This window comes from Vibrio sp. V10_P2A27P122 (assembly GCF_963874335.1).
Taxonomy (GTDB): domain Bacteria; phylum Pseudomonadota; class Gammaproteobacteria; order Enterobacterales; family Vibrionaceae; genus Vibrio; species Vibrio anguillarum.
Genome location: NZ_CAWNHY010000272.1, coordinates 1 through 18627 on the forward strand (window position 1 = coordinate 1; position 18627 = coordinate 18627).

The 18627-nt window shown below is 45.7% G+C and carries 15 protein-coding genes; all 15 read right to left on the reverse strand.

Annotated elements, in window-relative coordinates:
• Positions 1-1137, reverse strand: a 1137-nt coding sequence (gene tssM / locus AACQ17_RS14165; RefSeq protein ID WP_141201470.1) for a type VI secretion system membrane subunit TssM, incomplete at its 3' end; no start/stop codon positions are given.
• A gap of 17 nt (positions 1138-1154) precedes the next feature.
• The gene (gene tssA / locus AACQ17_RS14170) at positions 1155-2552 is read right to left on the reverse strand and encodes a type VI secretion system protein TssA (protein ID WP_017046812.1); all 1398 of its coding nucleotides are present in this window, start codon (positions 2550-2552) and stop codon (positions 1155-1157) included.
• Positions 2553-2561: 9 nt separating this feature from the next.
• Positions 2562-3221 (reverse strand): type VI secretion system-associated protein VasI, encoded by a 660-nt coding sequence (gene vasI / locus AACQ17_RS14175; protein ID WP_094147756.1) that lies wholly within the window; start codon positions 3219-3221, stop codon positions 2562-2564.
• On the reverse strand, positions 3218-4780 hold the full coding sequence (locus AACQ17_RS14180) for a sigma-54 interaction domain-containing protein (protein ID WP_166538028.1): 1563 nt from the start codon (positions 4778-4780) through the stop codon (positions 3218-3220). Before AACQ17_RS14180 ends, vasI begins: the two co-directional genes overlap by 4 nt.
• A 2-nt stretch (positions 4781-4782) precedes the next feature.
• Positions 4783-7401 carry a type VI secretion system ATPase TssH gene (tssH, locus tag AACQ17_RS14185; RefSeq protein WP_094147758.1) on the reverse strand — a complete coding sequence of 873 codons (2619 nt, stop codon included), beginning with the start codon at positions 7399-7401 and terminating at the stop codon, positions 4783-4785.
• A 23-nt stretch (positions 7402-7424) separates the two neighbouring features.
• On the reverse strand, positions 7425-8198 hold the full coding sequence (gene icmH, locus AACQ17_RS14190) for a type IVB secretion system protein IcmH/DotU (RefSeq protein ID WP_026028435.1): 774 nt from the start codon (positions 8196-8198) through the stop codon (positions 7425-7427).
• Positions 8199-8200: 2 nt separating this feature from the next.
• Positions 8201-9535 (reverse strand): type VI secretion system baseplate subunit TssK, encoded by a 1335-nt coding sequence (gene tssK, locus AACQ17_RS14195; RefSeq protein WP_017044997.1) that lies wholly within the window; start codon positions 9533-9535, stop codon positions 8201-8203.
• A gap of 4 nt (positions 9536-9539) precedes the next feature.
• The gene (tssJ, locus tag AACQ17_RS14200) at positions 9540-10019 is read right to left on the reverse strand and encodes a type VI secretion system lipoprotein TssJ (RefSeq protein WP_013868298.1); all 480 of its coding nucleotides are present in this window, start codon (positions 10017-10019) and stop codon (positions 9540-9542) included.
• 2 nt (positions 10020-10021) lie between these two features.
• A complete protein-coding gene (gene tagH / locus AACQ17_RS14205) occupies positions 10022-11494 on the reverse strand; it encodes a type VI secretion system-associated FHA domain protein TagH (protein ID WP_017046817.1) in 1473 nt (490 codons plus the stop codon).
• Between the two features lie 4 nt (positions 11495-11498).
• Positions 11499-12521 (reverse strand): type VI secretion system baseplate subunit TssG, encoded by a 1023-nt coding sequence (gene tssG / locus AACQ17_RS14210; protein WP_094147759.1) that lies wholly within the window; start codon positions 12519-12521, stop codon positions 11499-11501.
• Positions 12485-14254, reverse strand: coding sequence for a type VI secretion system baseplate subunit TssF (gene tssF / locus AACQ17_RS14215; RefSeq protein ID WP_013868296.1), 1770 nt, complete (start codon positions 14252-14254; stop codon positions 12485-12487). Before tssF ends, tssG begins: the two co-directional genes overlap by 37 nt.
• A 6-nt stretch (positions 14255-14260) precedes the next feature.
• Positions 14261-14698: a type VI secretion system baseplate subunit TssE gene (gene tssE, locus AACQ17_RS14220; protein WP_013868295.1), complete on the reverse strand. Its 438-nt coding sequence runs from the start codon at positions 14696-14698 to the stop codon at positions 14261-14263.
• Between the two features lie 2 nt (positions 14699-14700).
• The gene (gene tssC / locus AACQ17_RS14225) at positions 14701-16176 is read right to left on the reverse strand and encodes a type VI secretion system contractile sheath large subunit (RefSeq protein WP_026027753.1); all 1476 of its coding nucleotides are present in this window, start codon (positions 16174-16176) and stop codon (positions 14701-14703) included.
• 49 nt (positions 16177-16225) lie between these two features.
• Complete coding sequence (gene tssB, locus AACQ17_RS14230; protein ID WP_017043584.1) at positions 16226-16735, reverse strand: type VI secretion system contractile sheath small subunit; 510 nt, start codon at positions 16733-16735, stop codon at positions 16226-16228.
• 386 nt (positions 16736-17121) lie between these two features.
• Positions 17122-18210, reverse strand: coding sequence for a hypothetical protein (locus AACQ17_RS14235; RefSeq protein WP_094147434.1), 1089 nt, complete (start codon positions 18208-18210; stop codon positions 17122-17124).
• Between the last annotated feature and the right edge of the window lie 417 nt (positions 18211-18627).

Genomic DNA, 18627 nt, shown 5'->3' on the forward strand with positions numbered 1-18627 from the left:
CACCAAAGCCGACGTAGAGAACTGATCACTGGCCAATGCATCGTTGAAAAATTGTAATAAGATCTCTTTTAAACCAGAAATTTGACGCGTGAAGCTATAAATAGCATTGCGCTCTTCGAGATCCATAGGTACAGAAACCGCATGCGGCAGTACATCATTAATGCGCTCAACAAACTGACTGTAGTCTTTTGAAAACTCGTTGAGCCAGTTATCCAAGTCATCAATAGAGTCGAGCGAAAAGGTAAAGCCCAGCACATCTTCACGCTGACTGCGCGAGTAATGTTTAAAGAAAGGTTCAAAACCGTGTAATAAATCCAATTTCGTCAATGCAATATAGACAGGTAAACGCGTGGATAACGTCTCCATCAGTTCACGTAAGCGAGCACGTAATAAATTGGCGTAAGCTTTACGCTCGGTTGCAGTTGCGGTTGCTAAGTGAGAAACGTCTAACGCTAAAACGATACCGTTGAGTGGACGACGGCTACGCGTTCTCTCCAACCAATTAACAAAATGAAGCCACAAACGGCGTTCCATCGCACCATCGTTATCATTACTATGGTTACCTTGTGTCAGTAGCTCTCCATCTGGATCGATCAATACCGATTCATCGCCAATCCACCAATCAAACGAATACGGGTTTTCACTTTTTTGACCCGAGGCTCGCATTACCGAAGAAAAAACAAAGTTTTGCCCAGAGCGGTTGATGAGGCTGGTTTTACCGGCATTTTCCAAACCGAGCACTAAATACCATGGCAACGCATAAAGATAATTACGTTTATTGAGGTTCTCTTTCATGCTGACCATCACTTGGTTCAGCTCAACCTCTTGGCGCTCTTCATAGGCTTTAATTGGATCTTGGCGAAGCTGATCTTCACGCTTTTGCTCGGCTTTAAAACCTTGCAATTTTCGCCACTGCCAAACACCCCAAACGGCCAATGCACCTAAAGTGAACAAGCTACTTGCCACTGCGCGAGCGGTTATCGATTCAAGTGGCTTATTACCCGCGATCTCTAGCCAAGGACCTGCCCACCAAATCGCAACATTCAATAGAATGAATGTGCTAAATAGCAAAATAGGCATCGCCGCGGCAATGCCCGGTGTTAACTTTCTTGCGATCCCAACAATAAATTTCCACATGGGTTTGTGTCCTTCGTTTACTCTGACGTTGTGTATTGTTCTAATTGCTCAACTAATGAGGGTTCCCAATCGGTAACGCTCATGGTGCTAACCTGAGCATGTAACGTTTGGTACTGTTCTTTCGCCATCGCATCTAAATTATTGCTATTTAACAAATCAGCCGATAATAACCGCCAATAGAATTTATCCCTTGGCTCACTGGCGCTGACCAGACCATCGTTGAGCATAGAGAGCGCCACCGCAATGCCTCCCTCTTTCGCTAAGCTAAACGCCTCTTTGCGTTTGTCTTGCCAATCACCTGCTACTTGGCCTTGGGCGCTACTTTGCTGCTGGCTGAGTAGCCACTCTTTTACGCTCGCATTGACAAAAGGCTCGCCTCCTTTGAATTTCAACTCGAGCAGCGCAGGTAGACGTGCCACAAACTGCTGGCTTTCACTCAAAATGGCTTCACTCCACGCCTTTTGGCCTAAGCTTTGCGCGATTTGATAGCTCATCATCTGCCCTTCAAACCAGTAAGGTGCCATGGTCAAACTCTGCTCTACCTTGCGCCATAAGGCTAAATCTGGGCTACGCATTTGGTCGTGATACTCTTTGATTCGTTCTTGCGCCATCGCCCGTAACAGTGTTTCACCGCTGACGTCGTGCTCAGGTAATGAGGTAATACTTGACCACACGGCAAAACGCCTGACTCGTATTGCCAAGGCAATGCCGAACTCTTGTTCAGACAAAAACTCAGCTACCTTTAGTAAGGTCTGCTTAGTGGCTTTGTCACTTGAACTGTCGACGGAGATGGCGCTCTGGGTGGTGGTTTTACGTTCAACCGCCGGAGTCTCTTGCACATGTTGAGTGGCTTGCTCACGTTCTGTTGCACGGCGCAGCTGGGCTTGAACTTTAGCCACTAGACTTTCAACGCTTTCAGACATCAGTCCGGCTTGAGTAGTCGCTTGCTGTAGCGCGTCGATCGCGGTGTTTAACTCATCACGATCTGGTCCATCAAATTGTGCGAAATCTAACTTGTCGATGACTAAGGCTAACCGCTGCACAATCTGGCTGAAGAATTTGCGACGTGGCAAACTGCCTCTTTTGCCTGGCGCAGGGAAGCAATCTTCCCAGTAAAGGGACATGAAATCGCTCAGCAGCTGCAGCGACGTGGTGAAACGTAGCGGTGTGACTTGGTTATGCAAACACTGCAACAAGTAGATCAATAATTTGAGATCTTTACTTTTTTCGCTGAGCAGTTTGAGCGTACTGTGTTCGACTTCATCCCATTGCACACTAGCGTGGGAGAGTGACCCCACTTTCATCATTTGATCTTCAACAAAATCAAACAGTGGATCATCAATCAGGCGCTCACCCACAGGGTTATCGGCTTGAATAGGCTGAGTAATACAGCGGCGATAATCGGTTAACTCCATTGGAACTCCTTACCAACCACAGCGTGTTTTTAGTGCCGTTAATGATTGCGAAAGCTCGCTCGCATCAAACTGCAATCCATCAACAAAAGGAGAGTTTGAACGCAGCACAAGGCGATTTTCTCGCGCCATCGCTTTCATCATCTCAATCGCTGGCATGCCTCTGCCTGAGGAAAAGAGCAAACCTAAATCGTCACTACGCCAAGATTGTGCCTGCATATTAGCAATCGACACTTGGATGCGAGGGTCATCAATCGCGCTAGGAAACGCCAATTCCACTCGACTCAAATTGTCGATACAGCTCATCAGCAGCACAGGTTTAGCGTTATCGTCAAACTTTGTATTTTGATTTAACGCAACCAAAGTAATCCACGCATTCCCTTTATCATCGTCGCCCTCAACGGTTAAGTGACTTGCTTCCCCGTCTTGATACTGGCTGATGCTATCAAAGGCTCGTTGCCAAGATAGCGGTGCATTGGGCGTTACCGCTTGGGGCATCACCACGTCAGAAGGCGTTTTAAACAGGTGGTCAAAACAGCTCAATCGCTCTAACCGAGATGTGATCGTAGTGCATTGCTCTGCTTGTGCTATAGCGTCATTTTCCGCATTCGCCATGGGGAAATACAGCGTCATAGAGAGGCAAACTGTGAGCCTAAACAACCGTTTATTCATGGTGTTTTAATCTCCAATTTTTGGCATTTATAGGCCAAGGTCCGCTTGGGAATACCGAGGCTTTGGGCCGCTTTGGCCCTATCACCAGCAAAGTATTGGAGGCGCTCACGGATAATACGAGACTCAAATTCATTCACCGCTTGTTTTAAATCATCCACCACTCGGCTGACACCGGGCTCAGCTTTAGCGACCTTATGCCCATGTCGTTCAGTCTCTGGCTGCTGATCGGCTTTAGTGTATGCTAAACGTTGTGTAAAGCAGGACTCCTCCACCTGTGTGCCATCCAGTGTTTGCGCACAACCAAATTCAATAAGGTGCTTGAGTTCACGCACGTTACCGGGAAAGTCATAACGTTTTAGGCAATCGATCGCTTTATAGTGCACACCCCGAATGTTGGTTGCATGCTGCTGATTAAAGCTGCGCACAAAATGTTGGCTAAGCCGTTCAATATCATCCATCCTTGCCGCAAGGCGTGGCAAAGTGATCGGGTACTGAAATAAGCGGTAATAAAGATCCTGACGAAACGATTTATTACGCACTTGTTCGAGAAGATTGACATGCGTTGCTGAAACCAAACGAAAATCAGAAGATTGTTCGTTTTTACCGCCAATCGGCCGAAAAGATCGAGATTCCAACACTCGCAGTAATTTGGCTTGCAGGCTCAAGGGCATATCACCGATTTCATCCAAAAACAGGGTTCCGCCATCGGCTTGCGCAATCAACCCTTGTTTATCGCTATCCGCGCCGGAAAACGCCCCTTTGCAGTAGCCGAACAGTTCACTTTCCAATAAGTTTTCAGGGATAGCCGCGCAGTTAATAGCAACAAATGGCGCTTGTTTACGGGGCGAGAGTTGGTGCACCGCTTGCGCGACCAACTCTTTACCTGTCCCTGTTTCACCTTGCACCATCACTGAAAGCTGTGATGGCGCGGCGTTGATGATCTGCTCTCTTAATTTTTTCATCGCCAAACTGTTACCGATTAAGGTTTCAGAGAGGCTCGCAATTAATGAACGACGAGCGTTGTCTCGCTGAACGTCAGACAAGGATTCCGATAAGTTTTGTCGATTTTGTTCTTCCCGTTGCATCTCATTAAGCAACGACCACTGATGGCAAAAAACATCCACATACTTGATAAAATCTGGCTGCTCAAATAGGCCTTCCAAGGTATGGGTTTCACCAATCAACATCAAAATAGACTGAACTTGTGTATCCCCATTCGGTAACGGGTGTACAACCACGCTATCTAACATGCCGACCCGGCTAGTGAGTTGACTAAACAGGCGATTAGATTGCCAAAAAACCAATTCATCAGCGGTTAAGTGCATCGATTTGGCCGATTGCAATACATGGGCAAACGGACAATCAAAATCGGTGACCGACCAGCTTAAATTCAGCGGGTTATCCTGTGGCACTAAGGTACGGCCGTCTGAACTGGGAACCAGTAACAAGCAAGTATCGAGCCTTAGCTCTCGGCGCAGCGTTTCTACAAACAATGCGGCCAATTGGCTAGGCTTTCTCGCGACAACAAGCTCGGTTGCGTAAGCTAACCAGTGACTCATGATCACTCAACCTCTCCAATAAACTCACCCTCTTCCGCCGCTAAATAGATGCGTTGCACTGGTTGTTTATCAGCCAATTTATTTAACAAAGCTAATGAAATCGGTGGTAGTAATTGACCTTCGATGATCGCTTCCAGCATACGAGCCCCATTTTCAGAGCGCGTGGCACGGCTTAAGATCTCTTCGATCAAGCTATCTTCAATCACCACGTCAGCGGCATAACGCTGTTTAAAGAGCTGCTCAAGGCGGGTTAACTTGCCACGCACAATCTGCTCTAGCACTTCTTTGCTGAGCGGTAGATACGGAATAATCTCCATACGAGCCAGTAAGGCGGGTTTGAAGAAAGCCGCAAGTTCTGGGTAAAGCTGCTCATCAAGCAACTGAGGCTGCTGCGCGTAATCGACTATGGTTTGGTAACCTAAATTCGAGGTGAGGAAGAAAACGATGTTTTGGCAGTCGATCACTCGACCTTCACCATCGGCCAGCTCACCTTTATCAAAGGCTTGGTAGAAAATATTGAGCACTTCTGGATGCGCTTTTTCAACTTCGTCTAACAGCACCACAGAGTACGGCATTTTACGAATCGCTTCGGTAAGAATGCCACCCTCACCATAACCAACATAACCCGGAGGCGAACCAATCAGGCGTGAAACGGTATGCTTTTCTTGATATTCCGACATGTTGATAGTGGTTAAAAATTGTTTACCACCATAAAGTTGTTGCGCCAGTTGGACTACCGTTTCGGTTTTACCAACGCCACTTGGACCCACGAGTAGGAAGGAACCTTTTGGACGCCCCGGACGGCGCAAATCCGCGCGCGCCGTTAATAAGTTACGGTGAACACGCTCAATCGCAGTATCTTGCCCTTTGATTGCCTCACCTAAAATAGCCGTTAGGTGGGTGATTTTATGCAGCTCATCGCTGTTCATTTGGTCAACGGGCACGCCCGTCCAGTCCGCAATCACTTCCGCTATTTGCTGAGCATCGACTTGTGGATGCATGAGACGATCATTATGAGGGATCTCTTCTAAAGCTCGATATTGCTCCTGCAATTGAACAAGTAACTCATCGCGCTCAACTTGGGTCTGCTCACCATGATCCTCAGCGCCATCTAAGAGCTGATCGCGTAGGATAATAATGCGCTCAATGATCGCTTTTTGCTCTTGCCAGCTTTGAGTCAAGGTCGCTTTTTCAGCTTCATCGGCCACTTCTTGGCTACATAGCTCATCCAAGCGATGCGAATCAACCACTTGACCTAAATATTGAGCACGCTCAAGCATATCAATTTCAAGTTGACGTTGATGGCAAGCGGTCTCTAGTTGCGCTAAGCGCTTCGGCGGTGTGGTGATATTAATTGCAATACGCGCGCAAGCAGTATCCAACACATCAATCGCTTTATCCGGCAGTTGTCTACCTGAAATGTAACGCGCTGAAAGCTCGGCGGCGGCTTTCAATGCATCATCAGTAATCAATACGTTATGGGCTTTTTCGTAAACACGATTCAAGCCACGCAGAATATCTACTGCTTGGCTGATGCTCGGCTCTTCTAATTTCACTAACTGGAAACGACGAGTCAGCGCAGGATCTTTTTCAAAATACTTTTTGTACTCTTTCCATGTGGTGGCTGCGACAGTACTGAGCTCGCCTCGCGCAAGAGCTGGCTTGAGCAAGTTGGCCGCATCACTACCACCCTCTTGGTTGCCAGAACCAATTAAAGTGTGCGCTTCATCGATAAACAAAATGATCGGTTTAGGCGAGGTTTTGATCGCGTCAATCACGCCTTTAAGACGTTTTTCAAATTCACCTTTGACTGAAGCACCCGCTTGCAACAAGCCTAGATCGAGTGAGCACAACTCTACATTTTGCAACTGTGTCGGCACATTGCCCGCAACGACGCGCAATGCAAGCCCTTCAATCATGGCGCTTTTACCGACACCAGCGTCTCCCACAACGATGGGGTTGTTTTTACGACGACGACACAAGATGTCGATCATCAAATTGAGTTCGTTTTCACGACACAATACTGGGTCCAGTTCGCCGTTACGCGCTTGCGCCGTGACATTGGTGCAGTATTTATGCAGTGGCGAAGATGACGCTGCATCCAGCGCGGCAGGAACTTGAGAACCCGCTTTGCTTTTTTCAACCGCCGACTCGGAAGAGTCTTGCAACAGCGTATCAAACCCTTTGTTTAGGCTCTCTTTGTTGATGTGTTCAAAAAGACGGATTAGTTTAAGTGGTAGGTAACGATCAGCGCGCATCAACGCGGCTAAAAACACCACACCCGAACGAAGCTGATTCTGATTCAGCTCAGTGGTAGAAAGCAACCAAGCTTCCTGCAATAGCTCAACCAACAGTGGCGAGAATGCTGGATAGGTATCTAACACTTGTTCACGAGCGTAACTTGCACTGATGGCTTGTTTTACGGTTTCCACATCTAAGTTAGCGTGCTTAGCTATCACACGCACATCCGAAAGTGGGTTCTCTAGCAACACATGTAAGAAGTGCTCATAGGTCACTTCTGGGTGCTGACGTTCAATACATAATGAAGCGGCTTGCTCTAGGGCTAGCTTACTCTGTTCATTGAGTTTTGAAATTAATGTGGGTAATTCAATACGGATCACTACAATCACCTAGCCTTTTATAATTAGAGTATTTGGTTCAATTGGTTTAATACGTCTGCCGATTGGCTGTGCAGTAAATAGGAATAGCCTAAAAACACACCGACCCAAATAATGACAAAACCAAGCAGCACTGACCAAACCGGTAACTGCCTGCTTAACTTATATTTTGATTTCACCACATGGTCGGTGGCGGAGGTCAGTTCTTTCGGCTCGTTTTCATCCAACGAACTGACGGTGTCATGTAAACGACTGATCACCTTTTCACGCTCGTTGTGGCCGCTTTCCATCACACGGTATTTACCTTCAAAACCTAACACTAGGCATTGATAGATAAACTCTAGCAACGCGCGATAACGTTTAGGTTCACCTTCCAAGCGACTTAAGATGGTAAACACTTTTTCGCCGCCCCAAGTCTCACTGTGGAAACGAGACAGCATAGAATGTTCAGCCCACACACTAGATGCACCCCACTCGGTTCCCATGACGGCTTCATCCAAAAACGCGCACAGAATGTAGCGATAAGCCATCAAAATCGCATGCTCAAACCCTTGCTCGGCAAGCTCGATTTCAATCGCTTTAATCTCTTCCACCGTCTGTTTGTAGATCTGCTCAATGTTTTCGCACTCTGACAAGCTGCGTACCCGCAGCGACAAACCAAACAGAGGGGTAGCAGCATCAATCAAAACATTAGGGTTATCACCACGCAGTTGAAACCAGTAATCTTGGTCGTGGTTGATCTGCTCGACGCTGTCAAAAAGCAGACCGCTGTATTGGGTGTTTTTTTTATCAATGGCCATCATCAGCTCCTAATCGCCCAGAATTGCAGGTCAAGATCTTCAAACGCACCCGCGACATGGAAAGCAAAACCACTTGAGCGACCTAACATCGACCATGCTGAGCTGGTTTTATCCAATTGGTAATAGGTATAACCGGCGTGGTAAGGCAACTGCCTTGGTGCAACTGGTAACGGTGTAATTGGAATGCCCGGTAATTGCAGTGAAATGAGCTCGCGGATTTTCTCCACTGACGATACTTTGGTCTGCTGAGTAAAGAGACGACGCAGTTCATCTAATGGCATGCGTGCTTTCACCGCGATGATGAATTCTGCGCTTTCAACCAGTTGAGGGTCGTGGATTGGGGCAACCATCAGGCCGTACTTACGTTTATCCAACTGAATCGAGACCGCTCTAGGCTCAAGTACGATACTTAGGCTCTGTCTTAAGTTGCGGATCAGCGGCCCAAAAGAGTGGGTCGGCATTTCATGGTTGTAGCTCGGGATGCTCGGTGGTAAACGACTTTCATCGGTAAATGTAGCCAATTCTCCACATACGCATGACAGGCACTCAAATAAACGTTCCGGGTGCAAACTGCGTAGCTCTGCCAAGTGTTGCATCTGGGGTTGTAAGCGATTCAGGGCTTGCAACAACATAAAATCAGACACATCCGCGACCCCGCCTTGAGAGGGAGAACTGATACGCTGAGCAATGTTTTTGGCACGTTCGCGCATTAACCCAGAGATTTCGTTAATAAAACGGTGCAAAGCCGCATTGCTCGCAACATTAAGATGGCACGGAATAAAGTCCGGATCGAGTACGACACTGCCATCAGGACGTTTTTCTAAAATACGAGCGATCGCAATTGAGGCGTAAGAGCTTCTGTCTTCTTTTTCAAGCATCAACTGCACACGAACAGGTGAGACATCTAGCGTCGTGGTGTCACCGCGCACGGTATGCACATCACGCACTTCTAAACGATTGCTTAAGTAACGCCCGGTTCCACGCTCTTCAGGCCAGTTAATCTCCATTAACGATTCACTGCGAAGTGGCACCGCTAAATAGACCAACTGGTTTGCAAGCGAAGCATCGGCAATCTCGAGAGCATCTGGCAACACATCTTCCTGAGGAATACGGAAAACGGTTCCATCAGGCATAATGCCGACCGCACGTTCGATCGCGATACGACCAAAAGAGAGATATTCAGGGTTAAGTGATAACTCTGATACTCCGTAAAGATAGCCACTGACTGATGAGATGCGTTCATCAATATGATATTCAAAATAGCGTTGCTGCTGCTGGAAATGCTGCGGTTTAATGAATAGACCTTCATTCCAAATGACACGATTACGCGCAAACATCTTGTTATTCCACCCTTTCCAGTTTTACATCGTAGTCTTTGAAATACATCAAAAGATGATATTCCCTACCTTTGTTAAGCACTTTGACGGCCTTTTTCCATTCACTCAGCTCAGGTTCAGCAAAATGCGCCATGACCCCAATGTAGTTCGTGCCTTCATCAATCTCGAACGCGTTCACAAACTTAAACTGGCCTGGTGTCATTACATAATCGTAATTGGCGATAAAATTGCTGCGTAACGCTTTTTTGTAGTCTGCTTTTACTTGGTCATAATCGGCAGACATAAACATCGAATCATCTTTGAGCTCAAACACTTGAACCTCTATCGGCGACGCTTCACCCCAAATATTAGGGTTAGTACCTTCATCACTAACGAGACTGAACGTTACCTTGGTCGGCTGTGTGGCTGGCTCATACTTTTCTGATGAGCTACAGGCGGTTAATACCGTCAGTAGCATCAGCAGGACAAAAGACCGCTTGTTCACCGTTATAGCTCCAGCTGTTTTTCACGAATTTTCTTGTCGTAAGACTGCTCGAAAATTTCCCAAAACAGTTTCTCAAATCCTTTTTGGCGATTAGAAGTGAGCTCTTGGTAGTAGTGGCAATACATCTCCCACGCCCAAGCATCTGAAGAGTGATTCTGTGCATCACTATTGCGCTTGTAGTGTTGAAAACGGCGCAGTAGCACTTGAGGAGAAAAGGCATTAAGAATCTGATTTAGGGCTTCACTAGTGGCGTGCTGCATTGCTTCGTTATGGTCGCGCACATTTTTTAGGCTTTCGGCAATCGCCGCTGGGGCAGACAAGTGCACCACACTTTTATCAGCATCATACAGGGTACGAATGGTTTCTTCGTATGATAGCCCCAAGCGAAGTGGGTTATCTTCAATCGGTTGCAAGTTACGATTCATCATACCAAAACGCCCTTCACTCACTTGCTGGTGAAGCTCAAGCAAACCTTGCACACACGCTTGCAACGATTGCCCAAGCTCTTCTGAAAGCATGTGCATTTTCGCCATATCGTGGCTATTGCCAACGTCAACACCTAGCCCGGTGAGCATAGGGCCGGTCAATAAGTGTGATGCATTGTTTGACGAGCTGTTGTGTTGCTCGGAGTGAGGGTGGTAGCTTCTCGCCACTTCTTCCTCAAGTAGATCTAATACTTTATCGTCCATCGCTAAGCCCTCAGGTACGTTGTAAATGCTGTTGTTAATGTTCAAATGAGTCGGTGGTTGCGCAGTCTCATGGTGCTCAACAGCCGGAATAGGTGGTAAATCGGTGGAGGTTTTGCCAAAACCGAGAATTTTCTTTAATCGAATCGATGACGTCATCTCATACTCGCTGTCAGCTTGAGGCGTAAACTGCAGTTGCGACTGCTGGCTATCGTATTCTGGCACTAATGAATGTTGTACTTGTGCGAGTGGTTTTTCCGTCTCTTCAAGCAACGACTCTTCTTGTTTAATACCTTGCAATAAATCATCTAAAGCGGCGATAGGGTCCATTGAACTCGGCTCTGGTTCATCCTCGTCGCGGCTGATATCATCCAATGGACCATCTTTGAGTAGATCGAGCCCCTCTTTAGCAAACAGCTGATCCAAAGAGCCATTAATCAGAGAATCGTCTTCACCCACTTGACCAAAAATGACACGAATTTGGTAAGGTCCAATGGCCACCTCATCTTTATGCTCCAACTTAGCCGAAGCACCTTGCCCTAACGGCTTATGGGAACCATTAACATAGGTATTACCAACCAGATCTTGAATGCAAAACGCACCATCAATCACACGGATTGAACAGTGATGATTTTGAATTTTCCCTTTACCGTCACGAAGCTGCCAATGCGCATCACTTGCAGAGCCAATCACACCGCCTTGCACATTAAACATCGCTTGTGCAGATAATCCTGATTCCAGTAGTTGCACATTCGTCACTACCATTGAAAGCGTTTGCTTCTTCTGCATATCGCTATTGCCTTACTTGTATAAGCACGCTTTTGTCCGCCAAATCGCGCCCTAAAAATGATGACCAACCCAAAGCCACACCACTGTCATGACATAAACTCATCACCGGAGCCTCGCTCTCGTGCATGGTCAGCTCAAGGTCGTAAGCCATCTGCTCTCGTAAAATAAACTCCACCAACTTACACAGCGGTTGATGTTCTTTGCCTGATGGCAAAAAATCGGCAAATCGTTCTCGAGTTAAGTTTTTGATACAGATAACAAACTTACCGTTACAGTCCATCACTGACTCACCCAACATGCTGTTGATCCCAAGCTCACCATTCTGCTTACCTAAGCAAAACTGCTGATAAGGCTCTATCCGGACTTTGCGTCGAACCCACTGGCGAATACTGACTTCTTGTAGATCAAAGCAGTGCGCGATGATGCCAGACACCACTTGCGGTGAACGACTTCGGCCAGCCAAAGTGCCCGCATAAGCCAGCATCTTGCACCAATTTATCGGTGTTTCGCCGCGCAAGTCCGCATCACCCAAACCGACTAAAGCAAACAGCTGTGATGAAAATTGATCCTGCGCACCCGCTTGAAAACGGACGTAATAGCGATACTTTCGCCATACGCGATACACAAGGTTAATCAACCGATTATTGAAGAAATCTAAAAAGGGCCGCTTGAAACCACCGGGATCTTCTTCGACCAATTGCTGCAAAATAAAACCAGGCAACGGTGACTGTGCCCCAGTTAATCCAAAAAAATTGGTTTGTAAGATCAGGCGATCATCCGCGAACTCACGTAAATCGGTTACGTCTGCTGGTGCAAAGCCTAAACTTGGGTTGGCACTGAATACCAACTGGCATGTCCGCTCCCAATCTTCTGATTCAGGATTAAACGCATTAAGTTTTTGCAGCAGTTCCACCAACTGGTAGAAGTTGTACGTTCGTACATCGCTTGGTAAACCCAGTAGAGGCTCCGGCATAGCCGCCGCAGCCATCTCTAGATCAATGGCTGCATTCCTGTCTGTGTTCCCCATGTGTACTTCTCTTGATTGGACGCATTAATAACAATCAGCTCATGAAACGAATTGATGCTGGCATAGAGGGCAAAAAAGTGGCTAAGCACTGTGCCAAAGAGGTAAAGCTCCCCTTCTGAACCAAAACAGTTTTGATCAATATGAATCGTCGATTGCAGCCCTCGCACTGGCAAACCGCGCAATATTTTATCCACGGGTTGCGACTCAATTTTTTGGATCCCTTCAAGACGCAAACGCGCAACACGCTCCGCTTGGCGATCCACCAAGGCTCTGAAATCGTAAGCTCGCAACACACTGCTTAAGGCATCTTTAGACAGCAGCGATAAATAATTCAGCGATAAGTTAGAAATCAATACCCACAATAGACTGCCATCCAGTACTGGGCGCAGAGATTGTGAAGGCACGGTAATATTGCTGAAAGTGGCAAAGGGGGGCGAGCTGTCTGTCGGCTCACAAATGTCACCGACACCGAGTTCGAGCGGTAATAAGCGATTGGTGCAGGTGAGTTTGAGCGAGATGGCTTCATCGACATGCATGGATTGCGTTTCATCTCCGCGAATGAAAGAGATGAAATTATCAAATCCATCGCCACGGATACTGTCTCTCACTCGTGTGCGGTAGTAGAGCGCTTCACGATTTCGAACCCGCTCCACTTCATGCTGAAAACTTTCAAATGCTGAATAGACACGTTTTTCACCCCGAATTCGTTGGCTGGCTTGAGTTTTGTCTTGCCAACCGAACACGCCGTCAACGCTGAACACTTCATAGTGAGAAGGGTAACGACTAGAGGGGATAATGCGATACTCTGAACGCTTGCCCGTTAAATCGATCGGATCGGCATCATGTTCAAACAAATTAATGACAGGGGTGCAGTACAACTGGAAATTATCCTGACGCACTCGAACGTCCGCTGGCAAGGTTTTCGAAAAACTGATTTTCAGTTTGAACGCACCATGCACTGATTTCGGCACTACGCTAGCCAGACGGGTAATGTCAACAAAATGAAATGCTTCAGGAAACGACAAGTATTCCTGCAAAACGCGATAACCTTCATACACATTGGAAGGATAAGGCAAAAGCGACTGCTCGCTATCAAACCCGACCGTTTGGAAGCTATTGCGCGGCAGCGTAAATTCTACCCCCGCGACTTCAACAGAAATCTTATCGAGGTAGTGGTTGAGCCATAAATAGAGCATTTGTGAGCTGTATTTATCACCACCTAAGTAAAAGCGCAGATCATCAAGATGCGCATCACCGACGCTTATCTCACCCAACATATTAAGCGACACTTCGATGATGGTCGCTTCTCTAGTATGTTGCGCAGTGACGTCAGTACATTTCAGTGGGTAAATCTGCACGTCACGACAGGTTCTAAAGTGGCATTTGGTGCCGAAAACAGGCTTGCTATCGAGCTGAGTGCCACGAGCGATTTGCTGCTTATCACTGACACTTTTATCCGGTGTGAACGAGACAATACTCATGCTTGGCACAGGACGTAAGTAGTTTGGCCACAGCATATTGATGATGGAGTGCGTTAGCTCAGGAAATTCATCTTCAACTTTTTCGCGCAAGCGAGCGGTGAGAAAGGCGAAGCCTTCCAATAAACGTTCGACATCAGGATCCGTCGTTTTACCGTGTAAAAAGCGAGAGAGTTGAGGATGAATTTCAGTGAAATGCTTTCCTTGTTCTTTAAGGAAAGCAAGCTCTTCTCTGAAGTACTTATCTTGAGCCATAATTTTCTAATACACTCGGTACTTTCGGTTTTGATCCAGTAGCAGGTTGAACTGCACTTTCTCATGTAACGCATCACTGTTTATTTCGGCCACAATATGGAAGCGCAGCATCAAAGGGCTAAACACGTCCGACTCGGATCGAATCACAATATTTCGTAAACGGGGCTCATACACATCTAAGCAGCTTTGTATCGCAAGCTTAATCCGCAGCGATAAGTCTAAGGTTTCTAACGTTGCATCGTTAAAATCCACTAAACCTAACGTTGGAGCACTTTGTGCCTCACCCATGCGAGTATTCAAAATATTGGAAACATTGCGTTTGATTGATTGGAGCACATCCCATGCATTTGGCCCTTGAGTCAAAGACATAGGCTTGGTGCCAGCTTCTAAACGTTCAAAGAAGCCGACACCAAATGCACTCTCTTCAGGTGCAATATAAGTCATGGTTATGCTTGATCTAATCGACCAACCAATGACAATTCAAAGTTCGCGCCCATGTACTTAAAGTGAGGACGAACAGAGAGAGAGACCTGATACCAACCTGGTTCACCTTCAACATCCATGACTTCGATTTTTGCAGCACGAAGAGGACGACGGCTACGTACGTCTGCTGGTGGATTTTCTTGGTCAGCCACGTACTGTTTGATCCAGCCATTAAGCTCACGTTCAAGATCTTGACGCTCTTTCCAAGCACCAATTTGCTCACGCTGTAGCACTTTGACGTAGTGTGCAAGGCGATTGATGATCATCATATATGGCAGTTGCGTACCCAACTTGTAGTTGGTTTCCGCTTCTTTGCCTTCTTTAGTATTAGGGAATATTTTTGGCTTTTGGATCGAGTTTGCAGAGAAGAATGCGGCGTTATCACTGCCTTTACGCATGGTTAAAGCAATGAAACCTTCTTCTGCTAATTCAAACTCTTTACGGTCAGTCACCAACACTTCAGTTGGGATCTTACTTTGCAGTGCACCCATCGATTCAAACACGTGTACTGGCAGATCTTCAACCGCACCGCCACTTTGTGGGCCAATGATGTTTGGACACCAACGGTACTTGGCAAAGCTATCGGTTAAACGAGTAGCGAAAGCAAACGCGGTGTTACCCCATAGATAGTGTTCGTGTGAAGCGCTGACACTTTCCACATAATTAAATGATTTAATTGGGTTTTCTGTTGGGTCATAAGGTACGCGCAATAAGAAACGAGGCGCAGTCAAGCCAAGGTAACGCGCATCTTCTGATTCACGTAGAGAACGCCATTTAGTGTATTTAGGGCTTTCAAATGTTGACTTAAGATCCTTGATATTTGGTAGCTCTTCAAAAGAATCGATACCAAAAAACTCAGGGCCTACACTAGAAATGAATGGAGCATGAGCCATCGCACCAAGTGCACCCATGTATTGCAGTAACTTCATGTCAGGGGTTGATGGCGTGAAAGCAAAGTTACCGATGATAGCGCCAGTCGGCTCACCACCAAATTGGCCATAACCAGAAGAATAAACGTGCTTATAAAGACCGGATTGCGTCGTTTCTGGTGCAAATTCAAAGTCTTCAAGCAACTCGCCTTTCGTTACATGCAACAAATCGACTTTGTTGTTTTCACGAAAATCGGTACGGTCAATAAACAGTTTCAAACCACGCCATGACGATTCCATCTGCTGGAAACGCTCTTCGTGCAAAATCTCATCCATTTGAGCACTGATTTTCTTATCAAGCTCAACCAGCATTTGATCAACGAGTGATTTGTTAACCGGCTCTTCCGTTTGATTCGAACCGATGAGATTCTCAATAAACGCAGCAACCCCTTTCTTCGCAACATCATACCCTTCTTCAGTCGGTGCAATGCGCGTTTGTGCCATGATTTCATCAAGTAAACTGCCTTGGGTGGCACTTTGTCTCTCTAAGACGGCTTCAGTAGTAGACATCAATTTCGTTCCTAAATTTGATTAAATAAAAAGTTGGGTTGATCAAGCCTTATGCTTGGGGCTCTTCTTCTTTGCCGCTCACTAGGCTTAGCTCAGATAGAAGTTTTTCACGCGATTCTTCCGAATTTAGTAGCTCTTGTAGACGCTCTCTAAATGCGGGAATATTGCCCAAAGGACCTTTTAAAGCCACAAGAGCTTGGCGTAGCTCAACCAATTTATTTAATTCTGGAACTTGTGCTGCCACTGAATCCGGTTCGAAGTCAGCAAGAGATTTGAAACTAAGCTCAACAGGAAGCTCAGCATTTTCATCGCCACTCAGTTTATTGCGCACTGTAGTGGTCAGTTTCAAATCGCTTTCACGCATAACCGCTTCAAAGTTGTTCTTGTCCACTGAAACGGTTTGTCTCTCTTCAAGTGGGGTCTCTTCGGTATGGCCTTTAAAATCACCCACCACCAGAGTTTTTAGCGGTAACTCAACTTCAGCCTGTGCATCTCCCGTTGCTGGAATATACTTAATATTAATCCGCTCTTTAGGAGCTACACTTCCTTCTTTAGACATATTACGTCTCCAATACCTATGCCAATCATTGTCAAAATTACGGACAAGAGCGTAGCTAAACTTAGTTACCACTTACTCAAGCCGAAGGTTACATAACGTTGTAAAAATTAAAGTTAAATCTATTGGACTTAAGTTCTAATAGAACTCAAGTCTCTTAATATTTATTATCTGGTAGATTTTAATGAGTATTTAAACAATAAAACCTATTAATTAGCATCAGCTATTAAATTCTTTCCTAAATTACCCCATTAGATTTATCGATATTTCGTGGGGATTTAAAATTCTCGGCACATTCTATTCATACAGGAGCATTTTAAATATAAAAAATCACAAAAACATGATCTTCACCCAAAAAAATATGCCGTTTCTAATACTGTATAATTTACCTAATTAATATCCCAAAAGACATCATGATAATAAAAATTCAGATTATTCTTATAGTTAACAAATATGTCATTAGCTTGTGCTTTTTCTTCCTCACTCATCTTACCAGCAAGGCTTTCTTCCTCTAATTCCAATATTGAGTAGAGCGACTGCATACGTTCAGTACCAGCAGCAGAGAGATATAAATCTAAATAGGCTTGCGCTTTGATCCGATCGGGAGTCACAAAATGATAGGATGCGCTATCGCCGAGCAGAATCTTAACTACCGTTGCCAAAGAGGTAATATCACCTTGCTCTAACGCCATCAGTCGCCATTGATAGGCATCTTCAAAACGGCCTTTGCTCTCTAAAATACCGATGTAGCGTCTCATAGCAGGGATATAGTTTGTCTTCGCAGCCGCGAGATAGAGCTCTCTCACCTTGGTCTCCCTTTCCCCAGGCATTAAAAACAGGCCTCCACCCGCTTGAACTTGCTTTGCTTTATCCATCAATGCTCGTGGATGATTAAAACTGACCGCTTTATCGAGATAGTAGCTATACATCTCGTTATCCATACCTTTGTAAAACTGGGCAAGCTCGTAAGTGGCTTGTGCAGGATCATCTCGTCCTAAACGAATCAAACTATCGTAATACTGGCTTTTCCAATACTGCACATCGCGATCTCTTAACCACTTGGCATCAGTATAAAGATGTTTCATGGCGCGACGATTGCCTAATTCTGCGGCTTTAAGCAGATATTCACGCGCTTCAGGAGGCGTTCTAATGGTCGTTTTGTAGTTCGAAAGCTCCATCGCGTAGAGAAAGGCGGCATCCGAATTGTCGTTGTCTGCCGCGTACTGGAGGTATGGTCGCGATTCCATATTTTTGTATTGCGCTCGAAGCAGTCGTCCGGTAGCAAACGCTTTTTCTGGAGACATATTTCCTACTTCATACACTTCTGCTGCAGACGTTTCTTGCTCAGCATGTAACACCATCGAAGGAAATAAGGAGAGCGCTAAAATGGCATATGTTTTATTAATCCACATTGACGCGACTTCCAAACTTGACGCTTGCGGAACACACAATGATAGACGTTGGCAGAAATCCATCATGAACCGTTTCCATATTACCCACTACAATACTCTGACTCATTATATTTCCTTAACTTACTAACCATTTATCCATAAACACGTAAGCAAAAATCATTCCCTTCAATTACGCTTACTTAAGAATAAAGCCCCACAGCCCGAGCGGGCAAAAAACTGCCCAGCCGAGCAATAAACTGCCCAAGCGGGCATAATATTGCCTATATGATAATCAATACTCAGCCTTTACCCATCAAAATTAAAAACAATACACTCATTAAATTAAATAGAATCAGGAACCAACAACCACAAACAGAATTAATGACAGAAAACTAACATTAATCTGACACTGTTTTTCATAGAAATAAAATGAATTGATCCTCCAATCATTCTATATGTTTTAAATAAACGCATAGCATCAGGTTAAATCGACACTGTTAACTT